The 16,090-nt window shown below is 63.9% G+C and carries 14 protein-coding genes; 13 read left to right on the top strand and 1 reads right to left on the bottom strand.

Annotated features, from left to right (window positions below; translation table 11 throughout):
• Positions 1 to 180: 180 nt before the first annotated feature.
• The 13 genes from FJ967_RS17900 to FJ967_RS17840 all read left to right on the top strand — a co-directional run bounded on the left by FJ967_RS17900 (position 181) and on the right by FJ967_RS17840 (position 14,936).
• On the top strand, positions 181 to 2,019 hold the full coding sequence (locus FJ967_RS17900) for a M3 family oligoendopeptidase (RefSeq protein ID WP_181175952.1): 1,839 nt from the start codon (positions 181 to 183) through the stop codon (positions 2,017 to 2,019).
• A 360-nt stretch (positions 2,020 to 2,379) separates the two neighbouring features.
• Complete coding sequence (locus FJ967_RS17895) at positions 2,380 to 3,168, top strand: proton-conducting membrane transporter (protein WP_140733149.1); 789 nt, start codon at positions 2,380 to 2,382, stop codon at positions 3,166 to 3,168.
• Between the two features lie 171 nt (positions 3,169 to 3,339).
• A complete protein-coding gene (locus tag FJ967_RS17890; protein ID WP_140733148.1) occupies positions 3,340 to 4,482 on the top strand; it encodes an aminodeoxychorismate synthase component I in 1,143 nt (380 codons plus the stop codon).
• The gene (locus tag FJ967_RS17885) at positions 4,431 to 5,093 is read left to right on the top strand and encodes an aminotransferase class IV family protein (RefSeq protein ID WP_140733147.1); all 663 of its coding nucleotides are present in this window, start codon (positions 4,431 to 4,433) and stop codon (positions 5,091 to 5,093) included. The genes FJ967_RS17890 and FJ967_RS17885 overlap by 52 nt, the downstream gene beginning before the upstream one ends.
• Before the next feature lie 13 nt (positions 5,094 to 5,106).
• Positions 5,107 to 5,394 (top strand): YciI family protein, encoded by a 288-nt coding sequence (locus FJ967_RS17880; RefSeq protein WP_140733146.1) that lies wholly within the window; start codon positions 5,107 to 5,109, stop codon positions 5,392 to 5,394.
• Positions 5,391 to 6,329 carry a DUF3445 domain-containing protein gene (locus FJ967_RS17875; RefSeq protein ID WP_140733145.1) on the top strand — a complete coding sequence of 313 codons (939 nt, stop codon included), beginning with the start codon at positions 5,391 to 5,393 and terminating at the stop codon, positions 6,327 to 6,329. Before FJ967_RS17880 ends, FJ967_RS17875 begins: the two co-directional genes overlap by 4 nt.
• 110 nt (positions 6,330 to 6,439) lie before the next feature.
• A complete protein-coding gene (locus tag FJ967_RS17870) occupies positions 6,440 to 7,885 on the top strand; it encodes a homospermidine synthase (protein WP_140733144.1) in 1,446 nt (481 codons plus the stop codon).
• A gap of 188 nt (positions 7,886 to 8,073) precedes the next feature.
• Positions 8,074 to 8,451, top strand: a complete 378-nt coding sequence (locus tag FJ967_RS17865) for a hypothetical protein (protein ID WP_140733143.1) — start codon at positions 8,074 to 8,076, stop codon at positions 8,449 to 8,451.
• A gap of 287 nt (positions 8,452 to 8,738) precedes the next feature.
• Entirely contained in the window at positions 8,739 to 10,826 is a 2,088-nt protein-coding gene (locus FJ967_RS17860) for a bifunctional UDP-sugar hydrolase/5'-nucleotidase (RefSeq protein ID WP_140733142.1), read from the top strand.
• 147 nt (positions 10,827 to 10,973) lie between these two features.
• Entirely contained in the window at positions 10,974 to 12,035 is a 1,062-nt protein-coding gene (hemH, locus tag FJ967_RS17855) for a ferrochelatase (protein ID WP_140733141.1), read from the top strand.
• Positions 12,036 to 12,167: 132 nt separating this feature from the next.
• Positions 12,168 to 13,379, top strand: a complete 1,212-nt coding sequence (locus FJ967_RS17850) for an FAD-binding oxidoreductase (protein ID WP_140733140.1) — start codon at positions 12,168 to 12,170, stop codon at positions 13,377 to 13,379.
• Positions 13,380 to 13,500: 121 nt separating this feature from the next.
• On the top strand, positions 13,501 to 14,451 hold the full coding sequence (locus tag FJ967_RS17845) for an SPFH domain-containing protein (protein ID WP_140733139.1): 951 nt from the start codon (positions 13,501 to 13,503) through the stop codon (positions 14,449 to 14,451).
• A gap of 20 nt (positions 14,452 to 14,471) precedes the next feature.
• Positions 14,472 to 14,936 (top strand): NfeD family protein, encoded by a 465-nt coding sequence (locus FJ967_RS17840; RefSeq protein ID WP_140704399.1) that lies wholly within the window; start codon positions 14,472 to 14,474, stop codon positions 14,934 to 14,936.
• Between the two features lie 89 nt (positions 14,937 to 15,025).
• On the opposite strand, the gene FJ967_RS17835 is transcribed toward FJ967_RS17840, so the two are convergent.
• A complete protein-coding gene (locus FJ967_RS17835) occupies positions 15,026 to 16,027 on the bottom strand; it encodes a KpsF/GutQ family sugar-phosphate isomerase (protein ID WP_140733138.1) in 1,002 nt (333 codons plus the stop codon).
• Positions 16,028 to 16,090: the final 63 nt, after the last annotated feature.

Here is a 16,090-nt window from a genome sequence, read left to right as displayed (position 1 = left end):
CTACCCGCGCCCGAAATCCCCATGGATCATCTTGGCACAGGGTTCTAAATAAGGTTTCAAAAAACCCGGTGAACGAATTCCTTAGGATTTGACCGGCTTCTCCATTCCCGCTGATTCCGGCTCTCTAATTGCGGCCATTTGATTCAAAGCCGGCCGCTTGATTCAAAGAAGGTTATCTCGATGCGCATGATGTTTGATCGGCGGATTGCGGCACCAGCGTCCGGTCAGGGCTCGGCCGAGCTTGGCGATCTGCCGGAATGGAACCTTGCCGACCTCTATGCCGGGATGGACGCGCCGGAACTGAAACGCGACATCGCCAGGGCCGCCGCCGAGGCCATCGCATTCGAAGCCCGCTGGAAAGGCACGCTCGCCGCCGAGGCCGGGCGCGGCAGCGCCGGCAAGCTGGGCGAAGCACTGGTGGCCTACGAGGCGCTGGAGGAACTGATCGGCCGCATCGTCTCCTATGCCGGCCTGGTCTATGCCGGCAACACCGCCGATCCGCAGCGCGCCAAGCTCTATGGCGATATCCAGGAGAAGATGACCGACGCCAGTGCCCATCTCCTGTTCTTCGCGCTCGAACTGAACCTGATCGACGATGCCGCGATCGAGGGCGCGCTGGCCGGCGACCCCGCCTTTGGGCATTACCGCCCGTGGGTGCTCGATCTGCGCATGGACAAGCCCTTCCAGCTCGAAGACCGCGTCGAGCAGCTTTTTCACGAAAAATCGATCACCGGGCGTGGCGCCTGGAATCGTCTGTTCGACGAGACGATGACCGATCTTCGCTTCGACATCGACGGTGAGGAACTGACGCTGGAGCCGGCTCTCAACCGCCTGCAGGATGCCGACGGCGAGATCCGCCGGCGCGCCTCGGAGGCACTGGCCACGACCTTCCGCAAGAACCTGCGCACCTTCACGCTGATCACCAACACGCTGGCCAAGGACAAGGAAATTTCCGACCGCTGGCGCGGATTTCAGGACATCGCCGATTCACGCCATCTCGCCAACCGCGTCGAGCGCGGCGTCGTCGACGCCCTCGCGGCGGCCGTGCGCGAAGCCTATCCGCGCCTGTCGCACCGTTACTACGCGATGAAAGCGCGCTGGCTCGGCATGGAGGTGATGAACCATTGGGACCGCAATGCGCCGCTGCCGGAGACGCCGCAGGCGGTGATCGGCTGGGACGAGGCAAGAAACACCGTGCTGTCGGCCTACCAGCAATTCTCGCCCGAGATGGCCGAGATCGCGCGCACCTTCTTCGACCGCAACTGGATCGACGCGCCGGTGCGTCCCGGCAAGTCGCCCGGCGCCTTTGCCCACCCGACCGTACCGTCGGCGCACCCCTATGTGCTGCTCAACTACATGGGCAAGCCGCGCGACGTGATGACGTTGGCGCATGAACTCGGCCACGGCGTGCACCAGGTTCTGGCCGCCGGCCAGGGCGCGCTGATGGCCTCGACGCCGCTGACGCTGGCCGAAACGGCTTCCGTCTTCGGCGAGATGCTGACCTTCCGCTCGCTGCTCGAGCGGACCACCGACCGGCGCGAGCGCAAGGCGATGCTGGCCCAGAAGGTCGAGGACATGATCAACACGGTCGTGCGCCAGATCGCCTTCTACGAATTCGAGCGCAAGGTGCATGCCGAGCGTCGCAACGGCGAACTGACGTCCGACAAGCTCGGCCAGTTCTGGCTGGAGGTGCAGGCCGAGAGCCTTGGTCCCGCGATCAAGCTGCGTGAAGGCTACGAAGTGTTCTGGACCTACATCCCGCACTTCATCCACTCGCCCTTCTACGTCTATGCCTATGCCTTCGGCGACTGCCTGGTGAACTCGCTCTATGCGGTCTACCAGAATGCCGAGCGCGGCTTTCAGGACAAGTATTTCGAGATGCTGCGGGCCGGCGGCACCAAGCATCATTCGCAGCTTCTGGCGCCTTTCGGCCTCGACGCCACCGACCCCGCCTTCTGGCAGATCGGGCTTGGCGTGATCAGCGGCCTGATCGATGAATTGGAAGCCCTCGACGGTTGAGGGCGCCTCCATGGCGGCAAGAACAGTTTAGCCGGAATGCATGTTCAGGCCCGGCCATTCCTGTCCTAAATATCTGTTCTTGAAGAACTCTCCGCGGACGTTTTCCCATAGCTTTCCGCAAGCTCTATGATAGCCTTCCCTGCAAGCTCAGCCGGAGCGCATGCGGATCGGCGAGGGGAAATCTCAGCCGGCCGTGACGCCCAGGCGAACGCGACAACGGCCGTTGGCCATGGGCAAGCAAGCCGATCGCCGACAGCTCGAACCGAAGCCGGCTGTTCCGTGTATCAGCGGAACCATCATCGAGTAGTCCTGCGCCGAAGGTCGTGACCCACGGCGGGCGGATTTGACTGGAGAGAGACAATGGGCACTTTTTTCTATGTGGTCCTGGCGTTCCTGGTAGGCGTGTTGGTGGGCTGGTTCATCTGGGGCCGTCTGCGCGGTGAACTCGACAGTATGCGCGGCGACCTCGACCGCACCCGCAGCGAGCGCGACAGGCTGCGCGCCGACAGCGACCGCCTGACCGGCGAACTCAACGCATGCGGCAAGACCCGCTCCGACCTCGAGCGCCAGTTGCGCGAGGCGCAGGCGGCGGGCGGCGCAAAGGCCTCGACTCAACCGCCGGCGGCCCTGATGTCGACGCCCGCCACAGCTAAATCCGCGCCGGCGGCAACCAAGCCAGCCGCCGCCAAGGCCGCCCCGGCAAAGGCGGCGCCGAAGCCCGCCGCGGCGAAACCCGCGACCGCTTCGGCCCCGGCGGCCAAAGCACCGGCGGCCAAGTCTCCGGCAGCCAAAGCACCGGCGGCTAAAGCGCCGGCAGCCAAAGCACCGGCAAAGCCATCGGCTGCGCCCGCCGCCAAAAAGGCCGCGCCGGCAGCGGCCAAGCCTGCGTCGGGAAAGCCTGACAATCTGCGCCGGCTCATTGGCATCGGCCCGGTCAACGAAAAGCTGCTCAAGGCGCAAGGCGTCACCAGCTTCGCCCAGATCGCCGCCTGGACCGCGGCCGACATCAAGCGGATCGAGGATGTGATGAACTTCGACGGCCGCATCGCCAGGGAACGCTGGATCGAGCAGGCCAAGCTGCTCGCCGCCGGCAACGAGGCCGAATTCGCCAAGCAGTTTCCGACGGCCGGAACCGCCAGCAACACCTGACCGGCAAGTCCGTGCATCCGAGCGGCGGCGCCCCGGCGCCGCCGCAATCTTTTTGCCGGCAAGGTCTGATCCGGCAAAGGTCGGCTTTGAGGGACAGGGTGCCGTTCCCTCGATTGCGCGTGCCCGGCGCCCCATATAGAGCGATCCTCGGCTTTATCGATCCCGGTTCCCATGTCCCTGCCCGCCGCAATTTTCCGCAACGACGAAAGCGCGCGCCAGCTCGTTTTCGAGCGGCCGGACGACCTTATCGTCGCGCATGATGCCAGCGACTTCCCTGCCGCGCTGCAAGCGGCGCAGGCTGCGCACGATGCCGGCAAATGGCTGGCCGGCTATTTTTCCTACGAAGCCGGTTACCTGCTCGAGCCGAAACTCGTTCCCTTGCTGCCGGGCGGACGCCGCGCTCCGCTGGTCTGCCTCGGGGTCTTCGATGCCCCCGATGAGGAGGCCGTGCCGCCACGCGGCGCGCCGACCAACGGCCCGATCTTCGACGCCAGGGCGACGTGGTCGTTCGAGCAATACGAAAAGCGGTTCTCGCGCCTGCACCAGCACATCAGGCAAGGCGATTGTTATCAGGGCAACCTCACCTTTCCGGTGCATGCGCAATGGTCCGGCGATCCACTCGCCGCCTTCGACGCGCTGACCGAGCGCCAGCCGGTGAAATATGGCGCACTGATCGCGCTCGGAGATCCGGTCGTGCTGTCGCGTTCGCCGGAACTGTTCTTCCAGATCAATGCCTCGGGGATGATCGAGACGCATCCGATGAAAGGCACCGCGCCGCGCGGCGCGACGAAGGCCGAGGACGAACAGCAGAAGAATTTCCTGCGCAATGACGAGAAGAACCAGGCCGAGAACCGGATGATCGTCGACCTTTTGCGCAACGACATATCGCTGATCAGCGAGGTCGGCACGCTGGAGGTGCCGGAACTGTTCCGCATCGAGAGCTACCCGACGGTCCACCAGATGGTCAGCGACGTCAGGGCCAGGCTGCTGCCCGGCCTCTCGATCCGCCAGATCTTCGCGGCGCTGTTTCCCTGCGGCTCGATCACCGGAGCGCCAAAGATCCGCGCCATGGAAATCCTGCACGATCTGGAAGGCACGCCGCGCGACGTCTATTGCGGTGCCATCGGCTGGATCGCGCCTGGGGGCACGATGCGCTTTTCGGTGGCAATCCGCACCATCTCGCTCTTCGCCGGCGGCGAGGCCGTCTACAATGTCGGCGGCGGCATCGTCTTCGATTCGGTCGCGCAAGAGGAGTATCAGGAGTGTCTGCTCAAAGCCCGCTTCGCGACGGGGACACCGCCGATTTCGAGCTGATCGAGACCATGCGCTGGGAACCCGCCTCGGGCTTCCTGCGCCTCGATCGCCATCTTGCGCGCCTCTATGGCTCGGCGGCGGAGCTCGGCTTCAGCCATGATCCGCAAAAGGTCGGCGAGGCGCTGAGCGGCGCGGTCGATCGATCTCCCACCGCCATGCGCACGCGGCTCGCCCTGTCGCGCAATGGCGAGGCGAGCGCCTCGGCGCAGCCCCATGAATCGCTTGGCCCCGACAAGGTGTGGACGCTGCGGCTGGCGCGCACGCGGCTCGATTCAAGCAACACCCTGCTGCGCCACAAGACCAGCCGGCGACAGCTCTACACACACGCCCGCTCCGAATATCTGGTCACCCAGGCCGATGAAGTGCTGCTCGCCAATGAACGCGGCGAACTCTGCGAAGGCACGATATCAAATGTCTTCGCCGATTTCGGCGACGGCCTGCTGGCGACGCCGCGGCTCGATTGCGGCCTTTTGCCTGGCGTATTGCGCGCCGCGCTTCTGGATGAAGGCCGCGCGAAGGAAGCAATCTACAGCTACGACGATCTTAAGTCGGCCAAGGCACTCTTTGTCGGCAATTCGTTGCGCGGCCTGATCCCGGCCAAGCTGGCCTGACCGGGAGAATGCCATGTTCGTCGTTTCGCTGCATTACAAGGTTCCTTTAGCCGAGATCGACCGTCTGCAGGCCGCGCATATCGAATGGCTGAAGGCCTGCTATGCCGAGGGCATCTTCATCGCCTCCGGACCGAAGAAACCGAGGACCGGCGGCATCGTCATCGCGCAGTGTCCACGCGACGTGCTCGACGCCAGGCTGGCGGCCGACCCCTTCGCCAAGGCAGGCGCCGCCGACTATGACGTCACCGAATTCCTGGCCAGGGTGACGGCGCCCGCCCTGAACGATTTCAAGGAAGCCTGAGCTTGGCGGAGCCGCTTCCCACCCACACGCCCTATGACGGCTCGTCGAAGCTCTTCACCATCGGGCTGAAGCCGCTGGATCCCGCCAACTGGATCGAAGTCGATCGTCACCTGCTGTCTTATCTGGCCGAGAAACGTCGGCTGTACGATGTGATTCCCGACCGGGTCTTCGTCGAGGACGACGGCACGCGAGACGCGCAGCGCGAAGTGCTCGATTTGCTCGACGTCTATCTGCCGGAGAGATTTCCCGAAACCCACCGGCGCACCGATGGCAGCGTCGATGTCAAAGGGGCGGCGGACCATCCAGCCCCGCCTTCTCCTATTGCCGACGCTCCCCTCGTCACGGCCTCCCTGCTGGTCCAGGAAGACCTGATCCTGATGCGCCGGGGCGAGGATGGCTGGCGGCTGGCCGCGGGATCGCTATGCTTTCCCTCGTCCTGGTCGCTCGCCGAAAAGTTCGGCAAGCCGTTGCAGCAGATCCACGAGCCCGTGCCGGGTTTTGGGCCGGGCACGCGTCCTGCCGACCTCATCAACCGCATGTTCGACGGTCTGCAAGGCCAGGCAGTCGAACGTTACAACTGGTCGATCCAATCGGGCGACGGGCTCTATCATCCCTTGTCCAATGTCGAGCGCATCGACCGCGCCACCAACCGGCCGACGCGTTTCCCCGACGGCGACGTCAAGGCGCATGCCTTCATCCGCGTCGAGCGGCAGACGCTGCGTAAACTGCCCGCCTCGCGCGACATCCTGTTCACCATCCGCATCCATCTCGACCCGTTGGCGGTATTGTCCCGGCACCCGGACCGGGCGGCGCTGGCGGCGTCCTTCGCCGCCCAGCTCGAAGCTCTCGATCTCGCCCAGCTCGACTATAAGGGCATGACCTCGGATCGCGACCGGCTGATCGCCGTCCTTAACCACATGGCCAAGGACGCGTAGTCGCGGGTTGGCGCTTTTCGCTGGTTTATGACAATGATCTGTGATGTAGCGCATGGCCGTTGGGCGGAAATGCCCGGCTTTTGCACGGTATTGAAGGAGTGCTCGATAAAATGGCGAATGAAAACTGGCCCGTTTACGGTGAGATCACCGGCCCCGTGGTGATGATCGGCTTCGGCTCGATCGGACGCGGAACACTGCCGCTCATCGAACGCCATTTCAAGTTCGACAAGTCGCGCATGACGGTTCTCGACCCGCGCGACACCGACCGCAAGCTGCTCGACGAGCGCGGCATCGCCTTCGTCCAGGAAGCGGTCACCGAGAAGAACTACAAGAAGCTCCTGACGCCGCTTCTGACCAATGGCGGCGGCCAGGGCTTTTGCGTCAACCTGTCGGTCGATACCGGTTCGGTCGATCTGATGCGGCTCTGCCGCAAGCTCGGCGTGCTTTATATCGACACCGTGGTCGAGCCCTGGCTCGGCTTTTATTTCGACGCCAAGGCCGACAATGCCAGCCGCACCAACTATGCGTTGCGCGAAGCCCTGATCAAGGAAAAGCACGACAAGCCGGGCGGCGCCACCGCCGTTTCCACCTGCGGCGCCAACCCCGGCATGGTGTCGTGGTTCGTCAAGCAGGCGCTGGTCAATCTGGCCACCGATCTTGGCATGGAGTTCTCCGAGCCCGCGCAGGACGACCGCGAGGGCTGGGCCAAGCTGATGAAGAAGGCCGGCGTCAAGGGCATCCACATTGCCGAGCGCGACACCCAGCGCACCAAGAAACCGAAGCCGATGGACGTGTTCTGGAACACCTGGTCGGTCGAGGGCTTCATCTCCGAGGGGTTGCAGCCGGCCGAGCTCGGCTGGGGTACGCATGAGAAGTGGATGCCCAAGAACGGCAAGAAGCACAAGCACGGCTCCAAGGCCGCGATCTATCTGGAACAGCCCGGCGCCAACACGCGGGTGCGCTCCTGGTGCCCGACACCGGGCGCGCAGTATGGCCTGCTGGTGACGCACAATGAAGCGATCTCGATCGCCGATTTCTTCACCGTGCGCTCCAAGAAGGGCAAGGTTCAATACCGCCCGACCTGCCACTACGCCTACCATCCCTGCAACGACGCGATGCTGTCGCTGGACGAGATGTTCGGCGCCGCCGGCAAACCGCAGCCGGTGCACCACGTGCTCGACGAGAACGAGCTGGTCGACGGTGTCGACGAGCTCGGCGTCCTGCTCTACGGCCACGACAAGAATGCCTACTGGTACGGCTCGCAGCTGTCGCTCGCCGAGGCGCGCAAGCTGGCGCCCTACCAGAACGCCACCGGCATGCAGGTTACCTCGGCGGTTCTGGCCGGCATGGTCTGGGCGCTGGAAAATCCGGCGGCAGGCATCGTCGAGGCCGACGAGATGGATTTCAAGCGCTGCCTGGACGTGCAGTCGCCCTATCTCGGACCGGTCAAGGGCTATTATACCGACTGGACGCCGCTCGACAGGCGCCCGGGCCTCTTCCCGGAGGACCTGGACCGCAGCGACCCGTGGCAATTCCGCAACATCCTCGTCCGATAGCGGCGCGCCGACCATACGCCATTGCCTTGCAATCGCCCGGAAATCGGGCGATTGAAGGGATGCGGCCTGGAGTGGCGATGTGCGTCCCGTTGGACGCACGAAGCATACCCCAGCACTTTGGACGTTCGCGTCGCGCCTTCCAGAAATCGGCCCGATTTCTGGACCGACGCGTTTGGAGAGGATTTCAGATGACTATTGCGCGCAAGGTTCTTTCTATCGGTATGGCGGGCGCCGTTGCCTCGATGCTCGCCGCCTGCACCACCAGCGGCCCTGACCAGCCGCCGATGGCAACCACGCCGAAAGGCGTCGAGGGGTCCTGGATCGATGCCAAGGGCACCGGCCTGTCGACTTTTGCCAGCGGGAAGTTCACCACCGTCGCCACCGATACCGGCCAGAAGCTTGCCGATGGCAGCTATTCGATGACCGGCGCCACTTCGGTGGAAATCAACGGCACCTCGCTGATCCGCCAGACGCCTGTCAGCTTCAACTGCCTGCTGGTCTCAACCAGCCAGTTGAACTGCACCTCCTCGTCCGGCCAGAACTTCGTGCTGACACGGCGCGTCTGAGCCTTAGCGGACATTCGCATTGCAAGGACGGCGGCCGCCCGGCCGCCGTCCTTTTTTTGCCTCGGCGAATACCCCGGGTTTTGCGTCAGCAAACACCCCGGGTTTTGCGCAGGCAAACACCCCGGGTTTTGCGCAGGCAAATACGCCGGGTTTTGCGCTCGCAAATACCCCGGCATTTCCGCTTGCGTCATCCGGAACGCGATGGGAACATGAGCCGATCGCTGGCTGTAATATCCCAGTCAAGCAAGAGCGTTAAACGCCTTTGATCGGCCTACCGGGAGACGAAGATGAAGAAATTTGCCGCCATTGCCGCCCTTTCCGCCTCCACGCTCGGCCTGTCGGCCGGCGCATCCTTTGCCGACTACACACTGAACATTTTGCACTTCAACGACTGGCACAGCCGCATCGAAGGCAACAACAAATATGAATCGACCTGTTCGGCGGATGAGGAAACCAAGGGCGAATGCATTGGCGGCGCCGGCCGGCTGATCACGGCCATCGCCCAGGAACGCAAGAAGCTGGAAGGCCAGAACGTGTTGCTGCTCAACGCGGGCGACAGCTTCCAGGGATCGCTGTTCTACATCACCTACAAGGGCGCTGCGGAAGAGGAATTCCTCAATCAGATCAAGCCCGACGCGGTGACGCTCGGCAACCATGAATTCGACGACGGCGAGAGCGCGCTGGTGCCTTACCTCGACAAGGCGAAATTCCCGATCGTCAGTGCCAATGTCGTGCCCAACGACAAGTCCGGCGCGGCGGGCAAGATCAAGCCGTCGATCGTGGTCGAGGTCGGCGGCCAGAAGATCGGCATTGTCGGCGCAGTCACCAATGACACGCCAGAACTCGCCTCCCCCGGTCCCAACATCGCCATCGCGGACGACGTCAAGTCGATCACGGCAGAGGTCGAGAAGCTCAAGGCGCAAGGCATCAACAAGATCATCGCGGTGACCCATATCGGCTACAACAGGGAGCGTGATGTCATCGCCAAGATCCCCGGCATCGACGTCGTCGTCGGCGGCCACAGCCACACGCTTCTGTCCAACACCGATCCGAAAGCGGCCGGCCCCTACCCGACGATGGTCGACAACCCCGGCGGCTACAAGGTGCCGGTGGTGCAGGCGGCGTCCTATTCGAAATATCTCGGCGAGTTCAAGGTCGTCTTCGACGACAATGGCAACGTCAAATCGGCGAGCGGCGACCCGATCTTCCTCGACAAGTCGATCACGCCCGATCCGGCGGTGCTCGCCCGCATCAAGGAGCTCGGCGCACCGATCGAGGCGCTGAAGAACAAGGAAGTGGCCGAGACCACCGACGTGGTCGACGGCAGCCGCGAAAGCTGCCGCGCCAAGGAATGCGCGATGGGCAACCTCGTCTCCGACGCCATCCTCGACCGCGTCAAGGGACAGGGCGTCGAGATCGTCATCTCCAATGGCGGCGGTTTGCGCGCCTCGATCGACAAGGGCACCGTCACCATGGGCGAGGTGCTGACCGTGCTGCCCTTCCAGAACACGTTGGCGACCTTCCAGATTTCCGGCAAGGATCTGGTCGCCGGGCTCGAAGGCGGTCTCAGCCAGATCGAGGACGGCGCCGGCCGCTTTCCGCAGGTGGCGGGCCTCAAATATTCCTTCGACAAGTCGGTCGCGCCCAATGCCGGCCGCGTGAAGTCGGTGGAGGTGATGGAAAGCGGTGCCTGGGCGCCGATCAATCCCGACAAGGATTACCTGGTCGCGACCAACAACTATGTCCGCCAGGGCGGCGACGGCTACAAGGTCTTCGCCGAAAAGGCCAAGAACGCCTACGATTACGGTCCGGGCCTCGAACAGGTCGTGGCCGACTATCTCGCCGCCCACCGCCCCTACACACCGAAGCTCGACGGCCGCATCACCGAGATCGCCGCGACGACAGCGGCAGCACCTGCCGCCGAGCCGGCCAAACCCGCCGAAACCAAGCCTGCCGAACCGGTCAAGCCCACGGAGCCCGCGCCGGCCGAGGCTGCTAAACCCGCCGAACCTGCAAAACCGGCGGAGACCGCACCTGCGATACCTGAACTGCCCGCCAACTCCGGCGAGATCGCCAACACGCCGCCCGCCGTATCGACTGACAACGCGCCGCCACCACCGACACCTGCCGAACCGGCCAAGCCCGCGGAGACCGCGCCGGCGCCGGCGGCACCCGCGCCAGCCGAAGCGGCAAAGCCAGCTGAAGCAGCACCCGCCACAGGCAGCCATGTCATCGTTACCGGCGATACCTACTGGGATCTGGCAAAGAAGGCCTATGGCGATGCCACCAAGTGGAAGCTCATCTATGAGGCGAACAAGGGTCAACGGCCGCATCGGCTGATGCCGGGCGCGACGCTGACCATCCCGGCGAAGTAAGGTCATTTCGCTTTCAGCCAGGACACCCGCCAGGCAAAAGCCGGCGGGTGTTCTGCTTCCGGCCTCAAAGGCGGTATGGTGCGGCCAGACGCAGCATTGAAAACCGGCGCGCCATCGCTAGGTTCACGCCGTGTCCGGAGAACCCCTATGACGCCTGCCAACCTTGTCGATCCCAAGACGGTCAAGCCTGTCGGCCCAACGGCGGGCCGCGCGCCTGCCACGGCCGGCAAGGTCGGCGTCATGCTGATCAATCTCGGCACGCCCGACGGCACCGAATTCAAGCCGATGTGGCGCTACCTCCGCGAGTTCCTGTCCGATCCGCGCGTCATCGAGCTCAACAAGGCGATCTGGTACCCGATCCTCTATGGGCTGGTGCTGACCACGCGACCGAAGAAGTCCGGCGCCAACTACGCCAGGATCTGGAACCGGGAAAAGAATGAATCGCCGCTGCGCACCTATACGCGCGCCCAATCCGAAAAGCTGGCCGACGCGCTGCGCGACCTTCCCGACGTGGTCGTCGACTGGGCCATGCGCTACGGCAATCCTTCGACGGCAAGCGTCGCCGAGAGGCTGGTCGCCCAGGGCTGTGACCGCATCCTCTCCTTCCCGCTCTATCCGCAATATTCGGCAACGACGACGGCCACCGCCAATGACCAGCTCTTCCGCGCCTTGATGAAGATGCGCGCCGCGCCGGCCATCCGCAGCGTGCCGCCCTATTATGCCGAACCGGTCTATATCGAGGCGCTCGCCGGCTCGATCGCCCGGCATCTGGCAGGTCTCGATTTCGAGCCGGAAGTGGTCATCACGTCCTATCACGGCATCCCCAAACCCTATTCCGACAAGGGCGATCCCTATCAGGCGCATTGCCTGGAGACGACAAGGCTGCTGCGCGAGAAACTCGGCTGGGACGAAAAGAAGCTCATCACCACCTTCCAGTCGCGCTTCGGGGCGCAGGAATGGCTCCAGCCCTACACCGACAAGACGGTCGAGAAACTGGCCAAGGACGGCGTCAAATCGATCGCCATCGTCAATCCCGGCTTTTCCGTCGACTGCATCGAGACGCTGGACGAGATCGGCCGCGAGGTCGAGGAGACCTTCCACCATGCCGGCGGCAGGAATTTCGCCCACATCCCTTGCCTCAACGACAGCGCCGAGGGCATGGCGGTGATCGAGGCGATGGTGCGCCGCGAACTGGCGGGCTGGGCATAAAGCAATTCCAGGAAAAGTTTGAAGCGGTTTGCCGTCCGGAATTGCTTCAGCAAAGACTCAAAGCGGTTCGCCGCTATGACACCGGAACAACGGTAACTCCGGGGCGTTGAGGCGCGCCTCCCGGAGAACTCGATGCGTCGCAAACTCGACCTCAGAACCGGCCGCCCTGTCTGGTCGGCTTATCGCGCGCCCGCCGTGCCGACCGACAGTCTGGCCCGGGACGTCAAGACCGACGTGCTGATCGTCGGCATGGGCATCAGCGGCGCCATGATGGCCGAGGCGCTGACGGCGGATGGTCACGCAGTGATCTGTATCGACCGGCGTGGCCCGCTCAAAGGCTCAACGGCGGCAACCACGGCGCTGGTGCAGTTCGAAATCGACCAACCGCTATCGATCCTGTCGAAGATGATCGGCAGAGCCGAGGCCCGGCAGGCCTGGCGACGCTCACGGCTTGCCGTTTCCAACCTTGCTGCCCGCATCGCCGAACTCGGCATCAACTGCGACATGCGCCGCACGCAGTCGCTGTATCTGGCCGGCACCGTGCTCGGCCCCTCGGAATTGCGCGAGGAAGCCGACGCGCGTCGGCAAGCGGGCATCGCCGCGACCTATCTGACCCCGCAGCCGCTCGCCGAAGCGTTCGGCATCGATCGCGGCGGCGCCATCCTCAGCCACGGCAATATCGCGCTCGACCCGCGCAAGCTGACCGCGGGGCTGCTGCGCAAGGCGCTCGGGGGCAAGGCACGCTTCTACGCTCCCGTCGAAGCAACCGCGATCAAGGACGGTGTCGATGAGGTGATCGTGGCAACCAGGGACGGCCCCACCATCACCGCACGGCATGTCGTGCTCGCCACCGGCTACGAACTGGCCGACATCGTGCCGGCGGCGGCCCACCGGATCATCTCGACCTGGGCAATCGCGACGCGGCCGCAGCCGCGAAAGCTGTGGCCGTGTGCGGCCTTCATCTGGGAGGCATCGGATCCCTACCTCTATGCCAGGGCAACCGCCGATGGCCGGGTTATCTGCGGGGGCGAGGATGAAGACTTCACCGACGAAGGCCGGCGCGACGCAATGATCGCCGCCAAGAGCGAACGCATCGCCGAGAAACTTGGCCGGCTCTTCCCGCGTCTCGACATCAGCCCGGAATTTGCCTGGACCGGTTCGTTCGGAACCACGACGACAGGCCTGCCCTATATCGGCACCGTTCCCCGGCACCCCCGCATCCATGCCGTCATGGGTTATGGCGGCAACGGCATCACCTTCTCGCGGATCGCTTCGGAAACAGTCTCGGCCGCGATCCGCGGAGATGACGATACGGATGCAGGGCTGTTCGCTTTCAATCGTTGATTGTATTTGCGCAAACAATCCCTCATCACCTGATTGTAACGCTGCTGAAACACACTTAAGTCTTTGGTGAGGCCGACGGCGCGGGAATGGCTCGCGCGGCCTGCTTCCGAGGGAGAGCCAAATGGATTTCAGTGGTTTCGATATTGCGGTCGTTGTTCTGGTCGCGCTTGTCGTGCTGGTGCTGTTCAAAGGCATCAAGACAATTCCGCAGGGCTATAACTATACCGTCGAACGCTTTGGTCGTTACACCAGGACACTGAGCCCGGGCCTCAACATCATCACGCCGTTCGTCGACCGCATCGGCGCCAAGATGAACATGATGGAGCAGGTGCTCGACGTTCCGAGCCAGGAGATCATCACCCGCGACAACGCCATAGTCGGTGTCGACGGCATCGCCTTCTACCAGATCCTCAACGCGGCACAGGCCGCATATCAGGTTGCCGGCTTGCAGAACGCGATCCTCAACCTGACAATGACCAACATCCGTACCGTCATGGGTTCTATGGACCTCGACGAGCTGTTGTCCAACCGCGACGCCATCAACGAACGCCTGCTGCGCGTCGTCGACGAGGCGGCGCACCCCTGGGGCATCAAGATCACCCGCGTCGAGATCAAGGACATCAACCCGCCGGCCAACCTCATCGAATCGATGGGTCGACAGATGACCGCCGAGCGCAACAAGCGCGCGCAGATCCTGGCCGCCGAGGGCCTCAAGCAGTCGCAGATCCTCGAGGCCGAGGGCCGCAAGGAAGCGGCCTTCCGCGATGCCGAGGCGCGTGAACGCTCCGCCGAGGCCGAAGCCCGCGCCACCCAGGTGGTGTCGGAAGCGATTTCCAAGGGTGACGTCCAGGCCCTGAACTACTTCGTCGCCCAGAAATACACCGAGGCGCTGACCAGGATCGGTTCGGCCACCAACAGCAAGGTCGTGCTGATGCCGCTGGAAGCCTCCTCGCTGATCGGCACGCTTGGCGGCATTGGCGAAATCGCCAAGGAAGTCTTCCGCGGCGAAGGCACGAGCGGCGCGCAAAGGCAGGCCGCGCGTCCGCCGGTGGTTCGCCCGAGCGAGAACTGAGATCGTAGGAGATTGCTCTCATGATCGATCGCATCGTTTCTGAACTCGGCCCGTGGAACTGGATGGTCCTGGGCTTCGTGCTGCTGGTTGTAGAAGTCATCGCGCCCGGTTTCTTCATGCTCTGGATCGGCATCGCCGCGCTGATCGTCGGCGCGGTGTCGCTGCTGATCTGGGATGCCGCCATCTGGACATGGCAGGTCCAGGTGCTCCTGTTCCTCGTTCTGTCGCTGGTTTCGGCCTTTGTCGGCAAGAAACTGATGGGCGGACGCGACCAGCCGACCGATCAGCCGCTGCTAAACCGCCGCGGCGCACAGATGGTGGGCAGGATGGCGACGCTCGCCGAACCGATCCGCGACGGCCGCGGCCGTATCAAGCTCGGCGACACGCTGTGGCGCGTCTCCGGCCCGGACCTGCCGGCAGGCACGCAGGTGCGCGTCACCGCCGCCGCCGACACAGATCTGGAACTGACGGTGGAGCGGGTCTGAAATTCTGACCGCGCCATTGCGCAAGATGTGCCGAGATTCAGGTCAGGCCGAGTTTGCAGACCGGCCTCTCACCTGAATATCGGTACATCTCAGGCGGCGCCGATGCGCAACAGATCGTGGAAATGAACAACGCCGAGCGGCATGTTGTTCCTGGTCACCACCAGCGCGCCGATATTGTGCTCGTTGAGCAGCGCGATCGCCGTGCCGGCAAGCGTCTGCGGGTCGACCGTTTTGGGCGTGCGGGTCATCACCTCGTCGACGATGACGTCGGCGAGGTTGCGGTGCAGATTGCGCGCCACGTCGCCATCGGTGATGATGCCGGCCAGTTCGCCATGAGCGTCGACGATCAGCACGCAACCGACCTTTTTCTGCGACAACGTCATCACCGCTTCGGGCATCTTGGTGCCGAGCACGGCCAGTGGCATCTGATCACCGACCCGCATGATCTCGGAGACCATGGTCAGGTTGGCGCCGAGCTGGCCGCCGGGATGGAAGGTGCGGAAATGGTCCGGCGTGAAGCCCCGCGCCTCGAGTAGCGCGATCGCCAGCGCGTCGCCGACGACCAGTTGCAGCAGTGTCGACGTCGTCGGCGCCAGGCCATGCGGGCAGGCCTCGGGGGCGCGCGGCAACAAAAGCACGACATCGGCCGCGCGCGCCAGCGCGGAGGTCTCTCCGGAGGTGACGGCGATGAGCGGGATGGAGAAGCGCCGGGAATAGGCGACGATGCCCATCATCTCCTTGCTCTCACCCGACCAGGAGATGGCGATGATGGCATCGTCCCTGGCGATCATGCCGAGATCGCCATGATTGGCTTCCACGGGATGGACGAAGAAGGCCGGCGTCCCGGTCGAGGCCAGCGTCGCAGCGATCTTGGAACCGATATGGCCGCTTTTGCCGACACCGGTGACGATGACCCGGCCCTCGATCTTCGAGATGATGTCGACGGCCTGGGCAAAAGGTATCGCCAGCCCGTTCTCAAGCGCTTCGGCAAGAGCGGCGATCCCGGCTTGCTCGGTTGCCACGGTTCTCAGCGCCGAATCAATTGACGCCTGCCTGTCCAGAGGCTTCTTATCGAGAGGTCTCGCCTGCATGGTGATGCGATTAGCGCTTTGCCGTCCGCCTGTCCAACGGAAATGGCGACGGGGCATCCGGCA

It is taken from the genome of Mesorhizobium sp. B2-3-4, from assembly GCF_006442315.1.
Taxonomy (GTDB): Bacteria; Pseudomonadota; Alphaproteobacteria; order Rhizobiales; family Rhizobiaceae; genus Mesorhizobium.
This window is presented reverse-complemented; position numbering and strand designations above follow the sequence as displayed.